The sequence below is a fragment of the Staphylococcus sp. HMSC14C01 genome, assembly GCF_001808085.1.
Taxonomy (GTDB): Bacteria; Bacillota; Bacilli; order Staphylococcales; family Staphylococcaceae; genus Staphylococcus; species Staphylococcus hominis.
Genome location: NZ_KV792048.1, coordinates 155052 through 171403, shown reverse-complemented (window position 1 = coordinate 171403; position 16352 = coordinate 155052). Strand labels below are relative to the sequence as shown.

Genomic DNA, 16352 nt, shown 5'->3' with positions numbered 1-16352 from the left:
TTACCTTTATTCATTTTGGTTATGCATGTGCCAATGTACATGCATTCCTTTACTTATTTATGAAAAAGCGGAATAACACTTAGGATGTTATTCCGCTTTCATTACTTTTTAGAATGGTAAATTCATGCCTTTTAACATATTTTCCATTTGGCTACGTTTACCTTTTTTACCTTTACGACCATTACCCGTAAATTGTTTCATCATTTTTTTCATATCATTAAATTGTTTCATTAAACGATTCACTTCCTGCAATGAACGGCCTGAGCCTTTTGCTATACGTTTCTTTCTTGAAACATTTAAAATTGCTGGATCTTGTCTTTCATTAGGTGTCATTGATTGAATAATAGCTTTAATATGGTCAATTTGTTTATCGCTCATATTTAGCTTATCTAAACCTTTCATTTTATTCATACCTGGAATCATTTTCATAATATCATCCAGTGGTCCTAAATTCTTCACTTGATCCAATTGTTCTAAGAAGTCATCTAATGTAAATGAAGACTCACGCATTTTCTTTTCTAAATCTTTAGCTTTTTCTTGGTCCACATCTTGTTGCGCTTTTTCAATAAGACTTAATACGTCACCCATACCTAGTATACGAGATGCCATACGCTCTGGATGGAATAATTCTAAACCATCCATTTTTTCACTCATACCAACAAATTTAATTGGTTTATGTGTTACTGCACGAATAGAAAGTGCCGCACCACCACGAGTATCTCCGTCTAATTTAGTTAAAGTCACACCAGTGACATCCAATTGCTCATCAAATGATTGCGCAACGTTCACAGCATCTTGTCCTGTCATTGCATCTACAACAAGCATAATTTCATCTGGTTTTGAGATTTCTTTAACATCAGCTAATTCATTCATTAATGTTTCATCAATGTGTAAACGTCCCGCAGTATCGATAATTACAAAGTCCAAATGTTCTTCTTTAGCATATCTTAATGCGTTATCTACAATTTGTTGTGGTTTAACTTGATCACCTTCACTATAAACAGGTACATCAAGTTGTTTACCTACTGTTTGTAATTGATTAATCGCAGCTGGACGATATATGTCGGCTGCTACTAACATTGGCTTTTTATTATATTTTTTACGCATTAACAATGCCAATTTACCAGCGGTAGTTGTTTTACCTGCCCCTTGTAAACCAACCATCATTACAACTGTGGGTGGCTTATTAGCCATTTTAATAGATGTATTTTCTCCACCCATTAATTGTGTTAATTCATCTTGTACTATTTTTATAACTTGTTGTCCAGGTGTTAAAGACTGCATAACGTCTGATCCCAAAGCACGTTCGGAAACTGTTTTAACGAAGTCTTTGACTACCTTGAAGTTAACATCGGCTTCTAACAATGCTAATCTAACTTCACGCATCATTGTTTTAATATCCGCTTCTGTTACTTTACCTTTACCGCGAATTTTTTGCATCGTGGCTTGTAAACGATCGGATAATCCTTCAAATGCCATATTAACAACCTCCTTATAAATTATTCTAGTTCTTCTAATTTTTGGATTAAATGTTCCAGTTTTTTAGTATCATGAATAGATTGTTTCATTTCGTTATAAATCATTTGACGTTGTTCAAATTTCTCATATAACTTTAATTTAGTTTCATAGTCTTCTACTAAATCGCCAGTTCTTCTTATATTATCATAAACCGCTTGTCTACTCACTTTAAACGTTTCAGCAATTTCACTTAATGAGTAATCATTTAGATAAAATAACTCAAGATAATTCTTTTGTTTTTCAGTAAGCAAAGAATGGTAAAAATCAAATAGATAATTCATTCTTAACGTTTTAACTAAATCATTTTTCCCCATTTTGGTGTTCCTCATTATTATCTGTTAAGCTTTGCATTTCATCAGGGATATTATCATTTTGCTCAATCATATCAGCAAACAATCCATATACATAACTTTCAGGATTAAATGGTTGTAAATCATCTAGTTTTTCACCTAAACCAACGTATTTTACTGGAATATGCAATTCGTTTCGAATAGCAAGTACAATACCACCTTTTGCTGTGCCATCTAATTTAGTGAGCACAATCCCTGAAACGTTGGTTACTTCTTTGAATGAACGTGCTTGTGATAGTGCATTTTGACCAGTGGTTGCGTCTAAACATAATAATGCTTCATGTGGTGCATCTGGAACAGCACGACTAATGACTCGTTTCATTTTGTCCAATTCTTGCATTAAGTTTGATTTATTTTGTAAACGACCTGCTGTATCACAAATTAATATATCTACATCTTTATTCTTAGCCGCATTGATTGCATCATAAACCACTGCTGCAGGATCAGAACCTTCGCTTTGTCTGATTACCTCTACGCCTACACGATCGCCCCAAACTTGTAATTGTTCAATTGCACCTGCTCTGAAAGTATCACCAGCAGCCAACATAACTTTTTTACCTTCCATTTTATAACGATGTGCCAATTTACCAATCGTTGTAGTTTTACCTACACCATTGACCCCAACCATTAAAATGACATTTAATCGGCCATCTTCGATATTCATTGCTTCTGAATGATCATCTTCTTGGTGATAAATTTCTACAATTTTTTCAACGATAACTTCTCTTAAACCTTCAGTTTCTTTGATATTACGACGTTGTGCTTCTGTACGTAATTCATCCGTTAATTGCATAACCGTATTGAAACCTACATCCGCAGTAATCAACATTTCTTCTAAAGCTTCGAAGAAATCTTCATCTACAGTTCTATAACGTGCAATCAAGTTATTTAATTGCTCCTGGAAGTTTTCTCTTGATTTTTCTAAACCTGCTTTAAATTTCGCTCCCATTTTTTGAGCTTCAATTTCTTCAAAATCTTCAATTGAAATTAACCCATCTTCGTCAAAGTCAGCTTCGCTTAATTTACGTGGTTTTTTCTTTTTTGGTGCAGGTTCTTCATTTTCTTGTTCATTGTCTTTTGTTGATGGTTGATCTAATTCCTCATCTTCCGTTAATTCCTTTTCAATATCTTCAGTCGACTTTGTAGAAAATTTATCTTTTAGTCGTTTGAAAAAACTCATGCATTTTCCTCCTTCATAACCTCATCTATTGTATTTAAATTTACACTTACTAATTTTGAAACGCCTGACTCTTGCATTGTAACACCATATAAACGATCCGAATACTCCATGGTACCTTTTCTATGCGTAATGACAATAAACTGTGTTTTTTCCGATAAATCATTTAAAAACTGTGCGTAACGAATAACATTAGCTTCATCCAAAGCTGCTTCCACTTCGTCTAGTATAACAAATGGTGCTGATCTTACTTTTAAAATAGCAAACAGTAATGCAATAGCACTTAATGCGCGTTCGCCACCACTTAATAAAGAAAGATTTTGTAATTTTTTACCTGGTGGTTGAACAATAATATCTACTCCTGCAGACAAGTAATCATCATCCGTAAGCTCTAACTTGGCATGACCACCACCAAAAAGTGATTGAAAGACAGTTGTGAAATAATCTTGTACTTCAAAAAATGTAGCTTTGAAACGATCTTTTACTTCTTGATCCATTTCATTAATGATTTGTTCTAAAGTCTGTTTTGCTTCTCTTAAATCATTTCTCTGTTCATTCAAAAATGTATAACGTTCATTTAATTCTTCAAATTGTTCAATAGCATTAACATTAACTGAACCTAATTCTTCAATTGACATCTTAGTTAATTTTACTTTTTTTCTTAATGTTTCTATTGAAACATCTGATTGATAAGTTTCTCTCGCACGTTCAAGTGTAAGATGATACGTTTCATTTAAATGATTCATTGCGTGATTAATAAGAACATCTAATTTAGACTGTTGGGCCTTAATATCTTGATAAAAACTTTCAATAGATAATAAATCTTGATGGCATTGTTCGAGTTTGTACTCATGAATTTCAATATCTTCATTTATAGAATCTTTCTGTTCTTTTAAAGTATCAAGTTTTTGTTTTAATTTATCACGTTGAGACGCTTTATCTTGGATACTTGATTGAAGTTGTTGAAATGCTTTTTCGCCCATCATATCGTCAGAATTAAATAATTCTATTTTCTCTTTAGTTGCAATGATTTGTTGGTTAATTTGTGCAAGTTGCTTATCTATTCTTTCCAATGACATAATTTGATGACTTATTTTTTCTTTAACGACTGCAACATCAGAACGTTTTTGATTTAATTCTTTTTCAACTTGCGATACATTTTCTTTACCTTCTTTAGAGAGTTTTGAATATACCTCTATGTCATTTTCAAGTTGTTTTAGTTGCTCTTGAATTTCAGATAAACGCAATTGTTGTTGCTTTAATGTGTGACGACTTTTTTCACTTTGATAGCCATCATTTTTCTCAAATTCAAATTCTTCATGTTCACTTTTTATATGTGTTTCTTGTTTTTTCAATCGATCTAAAGTCAATGTTTCTTCGTGAGCGGTATCTTTTAATTGATGATATTGTTGGCTTAACTCTACATACTTATTACTTAATGTCTCAACTTTCTCTTTTTGCTTTTGCAATTGTTGTTCGAATTCTTTTGTTTTCTCTTCGTAGTCGTTTAATTGTATTTTCATTGTTGCCAATTCATCTTTTTGAGCTAAAATACTTTTTGATTGACGCATTCCGCCACCTGTCATTGCTCCTCCTGGATTAACGATATCTCCTTCTAAGGTAACGATTCGTGCTTTATATTGAATCGCTCTTGCAAGTTCATTCGCAATTTTAAGATTCTCCACTATAATTGTAGTACCCATCAAATTATCTATCACAGCTTGATACGTTTGATTAACTTCAACCGCTTCCGATGCAATATTAATAAAACCATCAAAATTTCGAGCTATATTTTGAATATGATGAGATAAACTTCTTGCTCTAATTACATTTAGTGGTAAAAATGTTGCTCTTCCTAATCCTCGTTGTTTTAAAAATTTTATCGCTTGGCGACCATCTTTTTCATTATTTACAATAATGTGTTGTAATGAGGCTCCTAACGCTGTTTCAATCGCTTGTGTCAATTTTGATGGTACCTTGATGACTTCAGCTACTGCACCATGAATACCACTTAAAGTATTCTCTTTTGCTTTTAATATATGTTTTACTCCATTAAAAAAGTAGGAATAGTCTTCTGCTTGTGTTTCTAAACTTTCCATACGCACGCGCATTTTATCAGTATATCGATATGCTTGATATAACTTATCTTCATATGTCGCTTCTATACGTTTTGCTTCAGATAAACGATCTTCAACATCACGCATGTCTTTCTCTGTTATGTTCATTTTTTGTGATGTAGTAGTATGCGCTTGTTCTGTTTGATGTATGTCATTTTGAATATGTTTAAGTTGATCAAATACTTCTATTAATCTTGCATCGAGACGTGTTTTTTTGGTTTCATTTTCTTGAATAGTACGTTCTAAAAAACGAATATCATTATTCACTTCAGATTGCTCGGACATTAATTCATAATATTCATTTTTAATAGTTTCTAATTTTTCATCATGTTGTGCATCTGTAAGATTAAGTTTTGATTCTAACTGTTTAATCTCTTTATTAAGCGATTGATGCTGTTTTTTAAGTTTAGATACTTGTTCTACAGAAAGTTCTCTTTCATCTTGAACATTCTTTAATTCATACTGTAAATTATCTAATTCTTCTTCAAATCGTGCATTCGTTTCTGATTGATTTCTTTTTCGCTCTTCAAGTACATTTAATTTTCCAATAAATTTTTCATATTCCTCAGTTGTAGTAATTAAATCTATATTAGTGTGGTCGGTATCTCTTTCAAGTTTTTGACGTTGCGTTTTTTGTTTTTGTAAATATTGATTTAATTGAGCTTGTTGACCTTCTTTTTCAGCTTGTTGGCTTTTTAGATGATTCAATCGTTCATCGAGTTGACGATTCTCTTCATCATATTGATTAATATCGTGTACAGTTACGACAACATCACTATGCTCCATCTCTTTTGATAATTGTAAGTATTCTTTAGCAATAGATGCTTCTGCTTTTAGAGGTTCAACACGCCCTTCTAAATCATATAAAATATCCTCTACTCGAGATAGATTATCTTCTGTATGACCTAGCTTTTGTAAAGATTCCGTTTTTCTTTTTTTATACTTTAAAACACCCGCTGATTCTTCTATGATTTGACGTCGGTCAACAGGTTTAGCATTTAAAATTTCATCTACTCTACCTTGTGAAATAATACTAAACGCTTCTTTTCCTAAACCAGAATCTAAAAATAACTCTGTAATATCGCGTAGACGTGCCCTATCATTATTTAAATAATATTCGCTTTCTCCACTACGATAAAGACGACGTGTTACAATCACATCATCAGCCTCAATCTGCAACTCTCTTGTAGAATTATCTAATTTTAATTGTACTTCTGCATAATTTTGTGCTTGACGATGTTCTGCCCCTGAGAAAATAATATCTTCCATTTTAGAGCCACGAAGCGACTTAGCAGATTGTTCTCCTAAAACCCATTTAATCGCATCAGTAATATTACTTTTCCCACTACCATTTGGACCAACAATTGCTGTCACGCCTTTATCGAACTGTACATTCGTACGATCTGCAAATGACTTAAAGCCAACGGTATCTATAGATTTCAAATAAACCATACTCTTCTCCTTAATTCATTCATACTCATTCTTGTTGAAAAGAAGATAATATATGAAATGCGTTCATTATTATTTGTTCTCATCTCTTAACTTATGATAAGCACTTTCAGCTGCTTTTTGTTCAGATTCTTTTTTTGTTCTGCCTTGTCCTTTTGCGATTGCTTTATTTTCTAAAATCACTTCAGATGTAAATAAACGATGGTGTGCTGGACCTTCTTCTTTAATCAAATGATACGTCACATCCCCTTTACTTTGACTATGAATATATTCTTGGAATTGTGTTTTAAAATCGACCACGCCAATTAATTCATTATGTTCTACATATGGAAAAATGACTTTTTGAGCAAACTTCCAGACTACTTCTAAGCCTTGGTCTAAGTATAAAGCCCCAATAAACGCTTCAAAAGCATCTGATACTAATGAAGGTCTTGTTCTACCACCTGTTTTTTCTTCACCTTTTCCAAGTAAAATGAGTTGATTTAATTCAATTTTATTTGCAAATATTACAAGTGAGGGTTCACATACGATTGTCGCTCTCATTTTAGTTAAATTTCCTTCTGGTAAATTAGGATATTTGTCAAAAAGGTAACGTGAAACCGTCAATTCTAATACCGCATCTCCTAAAAATTCTAAACGCTCGTTATGAGCTAATCGATCCATATTAAAATCATTAATAAAGCTAGAGTGCGAAAACGCTTGTTGGTACACATCTAAATGAGTATAACTAAGACCAAGCATTTTCATTTTTTTATCAAATTGATATTGAAAGTCTTTAATCATTTCTGATTGTTTCGGGTGCATGATTGATAAACCTCCGTTCATGTTATTGATGTCCTATGAAAAAAATCTGAGCCATCATGACGACGACTCAGATGTAAGTTTTTATTTTTCAAGACTATTGATGTATTTAACTGCATCACCAACAGTGTTGATTTTTTCAGCTTCTTCATCAGGAATTTCAGTACCAAATTCGTCTTCTAATTCCATCACTAATTCAGCGATATCAAGTGAGTCAGCGCCTAAATCATCTTTGAAAGATGCATCTTCTGTTACTTTATCAGCGTCTACACCTAAACGGTCAACGATGATATCTTTTACTTTATCGAAGTTTTCCACGTCGATTCACCTCCTTTAAAAGTGTCTATCCATAGACTATTATATTTTCCCATTTTAAGGGCTAAAACACAAGTATTTATTAAAAGGATGTAATGACTATTTATCCTTTTAAATACATGACGTATATATTACATATACATGCCACCATTAACTGATAACGTTTGACCTGTAATATATTTTGCACGATCAGATGCTAAAAATGACACTGCATAGGCAATATCTTTATCTTCTCCAAAACGTGATAATGGAATTTGCTCCAACATTTGTGATTTAAGATCTTCATTTAATGCATTTGTCATATCTGAGACGATAAACCCAGGCGCAACTGCATTAACAGTAATACCACGTGAAGCAAGTTCACGTGCACTTGATTTTGTCAGTCCTTCAATACCTGCTTTTGTCGCAACATAATTAGCTTGTCCAGGATTACCCATAGCCGCTACAATACTAGATAAATTAATAATAGCACCGCTACGTTGACGTAACATTTGTGGCGTAGCTTTTTGAATACAATTAAATGTCCCTTTTAAGTTAGTATTAATAACGTCATCCCATTCTTGCTCTTTCATTCGCATTAATAAATTGTCTTTTGTAATACCTGCGTTGTTTACAAGAACATCTAAAGAGCCAAATTGATTTACAACTTCTTTAATCATAACTTTGACTTGATCACCTTCAGCAACATTTGCTTGTATTGCAAAACTTTCTACGCCTTTTTCTTTAATTTCTTTAACCACTGCTTCTGCTTTTTCTTTATTACCCGCGTAATTAACTGCTACATTGAATCCATCTTCTGCTAATTGCAATGCAATACTACGTCCAATTCCTCTAGAAGCACCAGTTACTAATGCACTTTTAGTCATTTTCATTCCATCCTTTCACATCTTCTAATGTTTGAATCGATGTAATTTTAACATCTCGATTAATTTTTTTAATTAAACCAGATAATACTTTACCAGGTCCAATTTCAATAAAATGATCCACACCTTGGTCTATTAACCATTCTGTCGATTTAATAAATTGTACTGGTGAATAGAGTTGTTTCACCATATTTTGTTTAATCGTTTCTGCTTTTGTTTCTCCATGAGCATTGTAATTTTGAACGATAGGAAATTGAGCATCATTCCAAGTGAATTGATCAATAAATGAAGCGAAATTCTCTTCAATTACTTGCATCATTGAAGAGTGGAAAGGACCTGATACTGCTAAAGGAATCACACGCTTCGCACCTAAAGATTTTCCTTCTTTAGTTAATTTATCAATCAGCGCTTTATGCCCAGATACAACGATTTGACCTGGTGCATTAATATTGGCAGGTTCAATTAATTGATCTCCAAATGAAATTTCTTTACAAATTTCATTTACCTCTTCATAACTTAGCCCTAAAACAGCAGCCATACTTCCTACACCATTTGGAAAAGCTTGAGTCATTAATTCGCCACGCTTACGCACAATTTTCACTGCATCTTCAAATTTTAGTACACCAGCAGCCACTAAACTTGAATATTCACCTAGACTATGCCCCATTGTATAGTCAGCATCTATATGGTTTAGTGCTTTTAGTAATGCAATACTATGTGTTAACAATGCAGGTTGAGTATTCTCAGTTTCTCCTAATTTTTCCTCTTTATCTGTAAACATCGTTTCTAATAAATCAAAATCAACCGTTGTTTGCGCTAATTCTAAAATAGAAGTCGCATCTTTATTAACTTGATATAAATCTTTAGCCATTCCGACTTTTTGTGCACCTTGTCCAGGAAAAACAATTGCAGTTTTACTCATTGTCACTACCTACCGTTTCTCTCATAATTTTTACTATTTGTTCATCACCAGCAATTTTAGCTTGTCGAATTGCAGAATAGAATGCACGTGCATTTGAACTGCCATGTGCTTTTACTACAGTACCATCTAACCCTAAAAGAACAGATCCACCATATTCTGCATAATCTAATTTTTTCGCAAACTTACTGATATCTTTTTTCAATATCGCCGCAGCAAGCTTATTTTTTAAATTAGCTAATAGTGTACCTTTTAACATTTTTCCAATTGATTTAGCAGTACCTTCGATGTTTTTTAGTACCATATTTCCAGTATAACCATCAGTGACAACTACATCTGTGTCACCCTCCATCAATGTTTTAGCCTCAATATTTCCATTAAATCGAATAGTCGCTTCATCTTTTAATAATTGATATGTTTTTTTAGTCAAAGCATTTCCTTTTGCTGGTTCAGTTCCGATATTCAACAATGATATTTTAGGTTGTTGAATACCTCTAATTTTTTGAGCATAAATATTACCTAGCTGTGCATATTGCAATAAGTGTTCAGGTTTTGCATCTGCATTGGCTCCAACATCTAAAAAGACAAATCCTTTACCATCGATAGTAGGTAATGTGACAACAAGTGCTGGTCTAGCTACGCCTTTAATACGTCCGACGATAAATAGCCCTGCTGACATTAAAGCACCTGTATTACCAGCAGATACACAGCCATCTGCCTCACCAGATTTAACCGCTTCTGCCATGCGTACCATTGAACTGTCTTTTTTTCTTTTAATGGCACGTACAGGCTCATCTTCCATCTCAATTTTTTCTGAACAATGTCTAAACTCTATACGCTCATGATTTAATGTATATTGTTTTTCATCACCAAATAAAATAATTTCTAAATCTTTAAAATCATTGATTGCTTTTTCTACAGCTTCTAATACGATTCCTGGTGCATTGTCGCCACCCATCATATCTACAGCAATTTTAACCATGGTTTTCATCCTCACTTATATAAAACATTTTAAATATGCCTGTAAAAACGCGTGTATCTTTTACAAAAGATTCCACTTTTATATCATAATGTCGATTTGTTCTATTGATTACGGTTGCTTCTGCTCTAACATTATCATGCAACTTTACTTTTTCAATAAATTTCAAATTACTTTCTTGAGTTAACACAGTAGAGTTATGTATTAGGGCTACACATAATGAATTAGCTTGAGCAAATAAAATATGCCCCCGTGCAATACATGTTTTTTGAAACACATACTCTTCTGTAATTTCTATAATAGATTGGGCAGAATAATTAGGTTTAACTTGAATAAGATCCCCAATCACTTCATTAGCTTCCAATCCTTTGATATATTCATAATTTTGTTTAGCTACAGATTTAATACGTTTACGTAATTCAGGAATATTAAGTTGTGTGCGATCCAGACGGATAGTTTGAATACTTACGTTGAATAATTCACACAATTCACTATCCGTAATAAAGGGGTTTTCATTAATCGCCTTCTTAATCTCATGACGACGTTCTGTTTTTTTTAATTTCATACTTTCCTCCCCTTTAAATATTTTAGTACCAAGTCTTAATCATTCCTCACATATCATAACACTTTCTATTTATTATCCTCAACAAATATTACATGTTCATATAATAAATAATTTGAATTAAATATCAGTTTACTGATGTTAATCAAAACTTATGTTAAGTAAATGGTCGTTGATAAATGCTCTTAAACGTTCATATTTCTCAGTAAAGAACTCCCCGGATTGAATGAGTTCTGCAGCCTCATCACGAGCTACTTCTAGCATACGATAATCTTCTACTATATTAGCAACCATAAAATCTGGTAACCCGCTTTGTTTAACTCCAAAGAAATCACCAGGGCCTCTCATTTCTAAGTCACGTTCACTTAATTCAAATCCATCTGTAGTTTGTGTCATAATGGTCATTCTTTCTATGCCAGTTTCTGTTTTAGGTGATGCAATTAATACACAATAACTTTGATGTTCACTACGTCCAACACGACCTCTAAGTTGATGTAATGTAGATAATCCAAAGCGATCAGCATCATAAATCATCATGAATGTAGCATTAGGAACATTAACGCCTACTTCAACTACGGTTGTCGACACTAAGATATCAATATCATGATGACTAAAACGTGCCATTACATCATCTTTTTCGTCTGCTGACATTTTCCCATGTAATAAACCTACATGTGTTTTACCATAAAATTCTTGTAGTGACTCAAAAAGTTCAACAACATTTTGTACATCTTCTAGATGTTCAGAACTTTCAATTAGTGGACAAATCACATAGGCTTGGCATCCTTTTTTTAGTTCGCTTGTCATTTGAGCTAACACTTGGTCATACTGTTCATGTTTCGCCCAATGTGTAATAATTGGCTTTCGACCTTTAGGTAGTTGTTTAATTGAGGACACATCCATTTCTCCAAATACTGAAATGGCTAACGTTCTCGGTATAGGCGTCGCAGTCATAAACAATACGTTGGTCATAGCACCTTTTTCTCTTAGTAATTGACGTTGATTCACACCAAAACGATGCTGTTCATCAGTAATCACTAACCCTACATTTTTAAATTGTACATCATCTTGAATCAATGCATGTGTACCAATTAAACAATCGATCGTTCCATTCTCTAATTGTTCTAGCAATACACGTCTTTTTTTTCCTTTTACCGATCCAGTTATTAAAGCCACATTCATATGGTCACCGAAAAGTTCTGTTAAACTGTTTGCATGTTGTTCAGCCAAAATTTCTGTAGGTACCATCAGTGCAGATTGATATCCAGCAGTTTTGAGTGCATACATACAAATTGCTGCTACAACTGTTTTCCCTGACCCAACATCACCTTGTAATAAACGATGCATGCGTATTGGCGCTTTCAAATCTCTAAATATTTCATTAACGCTCGATTTCTGTGCATCTGTTAATTCAAAAGGTAACGACTGGATAAATGACTTTACTTTATTAATATCATAATTAATTTCAATGGCTTCATCTGAAGCTTTTTCTACGCGATTTAACCATTGCATACGTAGTTCAAACATAAATAATTCAGTAAAAGCATATGTACGTCTCGCACGCATAAGCGTTTGTTTATCTTTAGGTAGATGCAACGTTTTAATAGTATAATCTAGTAATTCCAATTTGTACTTTTGTCTTAATTCCTCTGTAATCCATTCATGTATAGTGACATCATTAAGAGATTGATGAATCATATCACGCATCTGTTTTTGTTTAATACCTTCTTTAAGTCGATATACCGGTTCTAATCTCACTTCTTCAGTAGAGGTATGAGTGTCATTAAAAAAAATACGATTGCCATTAATTTCTTGTTTAGCACGATTCCATTTACCTTTTATTGTTACTATTTGATTTAACTCAATTTTCTTTTTTAAATACGGTTGATTAAAAAATACACATTTAACTGCGATATTATCAATCATTAAATGGACAGTTAATTTTGATTTATTCCGGCCAAAAAAGGCTACCGTGGGTACAGAATAAATTTCTCCTGCTACTGTCACAGTAGATTGATCTTCAGCTAAGTTTAAATCTACGACAGTATTATCTTCATAACGTGTTGGTAAATATAACACTAAATCTTCTATTGTGTGAATGTTTAATTCATGTAGTAAAGCAATTCTCTTTGGTCCAAGTCCTTTTATAGATTGAAGCGGATATGGACTTTCAATTAAACTAACTTTCGACATTATTTCTCACCTAATATTTTTAATCTTATTTATATTTTATCACGTTTATTATAAATATTTAGTGATACCATCTTACTATAGCTCACTCGACAAATGAATATCACTCGCTTCATTTAAACGTATAAACGTACAACATTCACTTTTAACACTAATATCAATTATCATACTTAACCAATAAAAAGAGATCCTACAATGTTTCAATCTATTTTAATTGATTTTGCATTAGCTCTTCATCTTATTTAAATTTTAGAAGTACGAAATATTTTATATTTCATCAAGGTCCAAATCAAGAACGATTTATACATATATTCCCAGTTATTATTACTGCTGAATTATATGATATTTTTAATCACTCTTTGAGTATTAGATATCTTCTTAATTGTTATATCTTCCTCTATTTTACAGTTCATTACTGATAGCATATCTTTCTATTTTACTATATATTGATTGGTCATTATGTCTTGAAAAATCTATTAAATTAAGCTCTCCATTGTCATATTTTTCAATACTTTTCTTAAATATAAAATGGGGAGTGACAACGACAATTATTTCATCGTTATCACTCCCACTATTAAATCTCACTTTATTCTACAGCAAATAAATATGGATAAATTGGTTGATCACCTTTATGGATTTCTATTTCAACATCTGGATATTCATTTTCTATCCATTCTTCTAATTGAGTTGTCATATCAGATTGTGCATCTTCACCAGTTATCACTGTTAATATTTCACTTTCTTCATTTAACAATGTACTTAATAAGCCAGTAATAGTTTTAAATTCATCTGCATTACTAGTCACAATTTTACTTTCAGCTAATCCCATAAATTCATCTTTTTTAATATCTACACCATCAATCTTAGTATCTCTGACAGCAAATGTAATTGATCCAGATTTAACTGTTTCTAACGCTGTATTCATATGAGACGCATTTTCTTCTAACGTAGATGCAACATCATATTGGAAAAGTGCTGCAATACCTTGAGGAATAGATGTAGTTGGAATGACTACTGTGTCAGCTTTAACAAGTTGTGCTGCTTGATCACTAGACATTCTAATATTTTTGTTATTTGGTAAGATAATTGCACGCTGGCATTCAGACTGTTCAATCACCTTAACAATATCCTCTGTAGAAGGATTCATTGTTTGCCCACCACTAATAATGTGTGTCGCACCCATTGAAGTGAACAACTCAGAGATACCTTCACCCATTGAAATGGCAATTACTGCTGTTTCAACTGTTTTAGGTTGTTGCGAAGCTGTTGCTTGTTGATGACTTTGTTCTTTTCTAATTACTTCACGATGTTGTTCACGCATATTTTCTACTTTTAATTTAATAAGTTCACCATATTGTTGTCCATAATTGAACACTTCACCTGGTGTTTCTGTATGTACATGGACTTTAACTATTTCATCATCATTAATAACTAATAATGAATCACCAAATTCGCTCATATCATTTCTGAATGTTTGTTCATTAAATTCTTTTTTATCTTTTCCAAAGCGTACCATCATTTCAGTACAATAACCGTACTTAATATCTTCTGTATTAATAACCCCATGAAAATCATGTTCTTCATGAACCAAATCTTCTGTGTCTAATTTTTGTTTGTTAGCTTCAACTTTTTCGCCTTTTAGTCCTTTTAAAAAGCCTTCGTATACACATAATAAACCTTTACCGCCACTATCCACTACGCCTACTTCTTTTAAAACTGCTAATAAATTTGGCGTATTATTTAAAGATTGCTCAGCTTTTTCGATTGTATATTCCATTACTTCGATGCAGTCATCTGTTTCTTCTGCTTTAGTCATAGCTGCACTTGCTGCATCTTTGGCAACAGTCAAAATAGTTCCCTCAACTGGTTTCATGACTGCTTTATAAGCTGTATCTACACCTGCTTGAAAACTACTAGCAAATTGTTGAGCATTAATCTCCTTTTCATCTTCAATATTTTTGCAAAATCCTCTAAATAATTGAGATAAAATAACACCAGAGTTACCACGTGCTCCCATTAAAAGTCCTTTAGAAAAAGTTTTACCTAATTCACCAATACTTTGAGATAAATTATTTTCAACTTCTTCGCGACCTGAGGTAATTGTTAAATTCATATTTGTTCCTGTATCACCATCAGGTACCGGGTATACATTAAGGGAATCAACTAAATCTGCATTATTAGATAAATTGTGTGCCCCTTGTATAATCATATCGGCAAATAATTTACCATTAATTTTGCTAATCATCGTGCTTTGTCCTCCTATACCTTCTTGCCCTTGTTATTAAGTCTTACACCTTGTACAAAAATATTAATAGAATTCACTTTAATATTAAGTGAACTTTCGAGTGTATATTTTACTGATGATTGTACATTGTTAGCTACTTCAGAAATTTTGACACCATAACTTACAATGATGTACATATCTATATCAATCACACCATTATCTTCTTTAACAACAATGCCTTTAGCATAATTCTCATGTCCTAATATTTCAGCAATACCGTCTCTTACTTGTTGTCTAGATGCCATGCCAACAATGCCATAACTTTCTACAGCTTTACTTCCTACAACAGAAGCAATGACCTCATTTGAGATATCAATTTTGCCATAGTCATTTAAGATTTCTAATGTCATCTTCATTATCCTCCTGAATTATGGTTAAAATCATATTTAATAAATGATGTATACATATATGATAAAGATAACTATTTTATAAATAAGCCAATCTACATAAAAATATATTATAATAACTCCACAATAGTTAATTATACCATAGATTTACATTTTCAAAACAATTAACATAAATTACATATGATTTTATTGCTTTAAATATTGATATATGGTATCTTATTTAAGTATATAAGTAGTTAAGTGTATTTATATTTATTAAAGGAGGTACTTTGATGGGTAAACAATGTTACGTAACAGGTCGTAAAGCTACGACTGGTAATAATCGTTCACACGCTTTAAATGCGAACAAACGCAGATTTAACGCTAACCTTCAAAAAGTTAGAATTTTAGTTGACGGTAAACCTAAAAAAGTTTGGGTTTCTGCTCGTGCTTTAAAATCTGGTAAAGTTACTAGAGTTTAATAAATATAATGCACTAAAAA

At 32.5% G+C, this 16352-nt stretch carries 14 protein-coding genes; 1 reads left to right on the top strand and 13 read right to left on the bottom strand.

Features of this window, described 5'->3' with window-relative positions; translation table 11 throughout:
* Positions 1-108 precede the first annotated feature (108 nt).
* The 13 genes from ffh to HMPREF3131_RS09040 all read right to left on the bottom strand — a co-directional run bounded on the left by ffh (position 109) and on the right by HMPREF3131_RS09040 (position 15874).
* The gene (ffh, locus tag HMPREF3131_RS09100; protein WP_002448737.1) at positions 109-1479 is read right to left on the bottom strand and encodes a signal recognition particle protein; all 1371 of its coding nucleotides are present in this window, start codon (positions 1477-1479) and stop codon (positions 109-111) included.
* 20 nt (positions 1480-1499) lie between these two features.
* On the bottom strand, positions 1500-1832 hold the full coding sequence (locus HMPREF3131_RS09095) for a putative DNA-binding protein (protein ID WP_017174585.1): 333 nt from the start codon (positions 1830-1832) through the stop codon (positions 1500-1502).
* Positions 1819-3048: a signal recognition particle-docking protein FtsY gene (gene ftsY, locus HMPREF3131_RS09090; RefSeq protein WP_017174584.1), complete on the bottom strand. Its 1230-nt coding sequence runs from the start codon at positions 3046-3048 to the stop codon at positions 1819-1821. Before ftsY ends, HMPREF3131_RS09095 begins: the two co-directional genes overlap by 14 nt.
* Positions 3045-6614, bottom strand: a complete 3570-nt coding sequence (gene smc, locus HMPREF3131_RS09085; RefSeq protein WP_017174583.1) for a chromosome segregation protein SMC — start codon at positions 6612-6614, stop codon at positions 3045-3047. Before smc ends, ftsY begins: the two co-directional genes overlap by 4 nt.
* Positions 6615-6683: 69 nt before the next feature.
* Complete coding sequence (rnc, locus tag HMPREF3131_RS09080; protein WP_002448736.1) at positions 6684-7415, bottom strand: ribonuclease III; 732 nt, start codon at positions 7413-7415, stop codon at positions 6684-6686.
* An 81-nt stretch (positions 7416-7496) separates the two neighbouring features.
* Positions 7497-7730, bottom strand: coding sequence for an acyl carrier protein (locus HMPREF3131_RS09075; protein WP_001830184.1), 234 nt, complete (start codon positions 7728-7730; stop codon positions 7497-7499).
* Between the two features lie 128 nt (positions 7731-7858).
* On the bottom strand, positions 7859-8593 hold the full coding sequence (gene fabG, locus HMPREF3131_RS09070) for a 3-oxoacyl-[acyl-carrier-protein] reductase (protein WP_017174582.1): 735 nt from the start codon (positions 8591-8593) through the stop codon (positions 7859-7861).
* Positions 8586-9512: an ACP S-malonyltransferase gene (gene fabD, locus HMPREF3131_RS09065; RefSeq protein WP_017174581.1), complete on the bottom strand. Its 927-nt coding sequence runs from the start codon at positions 9510-9512 to the stop codon at positions 8586-8588. Before fabD ends, fabG begins: the two co-directional genes overlap by 8 nt.
* Positions 9505-10491: a phosphate acyltransferase PlsX gene (gene plsX, locus HMPREF3131_RS09060; RefSeq protein WP_017174580.1), complete on the bottom strand. Its 987-nt coding sequence runs from the start codon at positions 10489-10491 to the stop codon at positions 9505-9507. The genes fabD and plsX overlap by 8 nt, the downstream gene beginning before the upstream one ends.
* Positions 10484-11053 carry a transcription factor FapR gene (gene fapR / locus HMPREF3131_RS09055; protein ID WP_070436697.1) on the bottom strand — a complete coding sequence of 190 codons (570 nt, stop codon included), beginning with the start codon at positions 11051-11053 and terminating at the stop codon, positions 10484-10486. The genes plsX and fapR overlap by 8 nt, the downstream gene beginning before the upstream one ends.
* A gap of 138 nt (positions 11054-11191) precedes the next feature.
* Positions 11192-13243 (bottom strand): ATP-dependent DNA helicase RecG, encoded by a 2052-nt coding sequence (gene recG / locus HMPREF3131_RS09050; protein ID WP_070436695.1) that lies wholly within the window; start codon positions 13241-13243, stop codon positions 11192-11194.
* A 583-nt stretch (positions 13244-13826) separates the two neighbouring features.
* The gene (gene fakA, locus HMPREF3131_RS09045; protein ID WP_017174577.1) at positions 13827-15485 is read right to left on the bottom strand and encodes a fatty acid kinase catalytic subunit FakA; all 1659 of its coding nucleotides are present in this window, start codon (positions 15483-15485) and stop codon (positions 13827-13829) included.
* Between the two features lie 14 nt (positions 15486-15499).
* Positions 15500-15874 (bottom strand): Asp23/Gls24 family envelope stress response protein, encoded by a 375-nt coding sequence (locus HMPREF3131_RS09040; RefSeq protein WP_002448841.1) that lies wholly within the window; start codon positions 15872-15874, stop codon positions 15500-15502.
* Positions 15875-16143: 269 nt separating this feature from the next.
* Between HMPREF3131_RS09040 and rpmB the strand changes: the two genes are divergently transcribed.
* The gene (gene rpmB, locus HMPREF3131_RS09035) at positions 16144-16332 is read left to right on the top strand and encodes a 50S ribosomal protein L28 (protein WP_002448748.1); all 189 of its coding nucleotides are present in this window, start codon (positions 16144-16146) and stop codon (positions 16330-16332) included.
* The last annotated feature ends 20 nt before the right edge of the window (positions 16333-16352 follow it).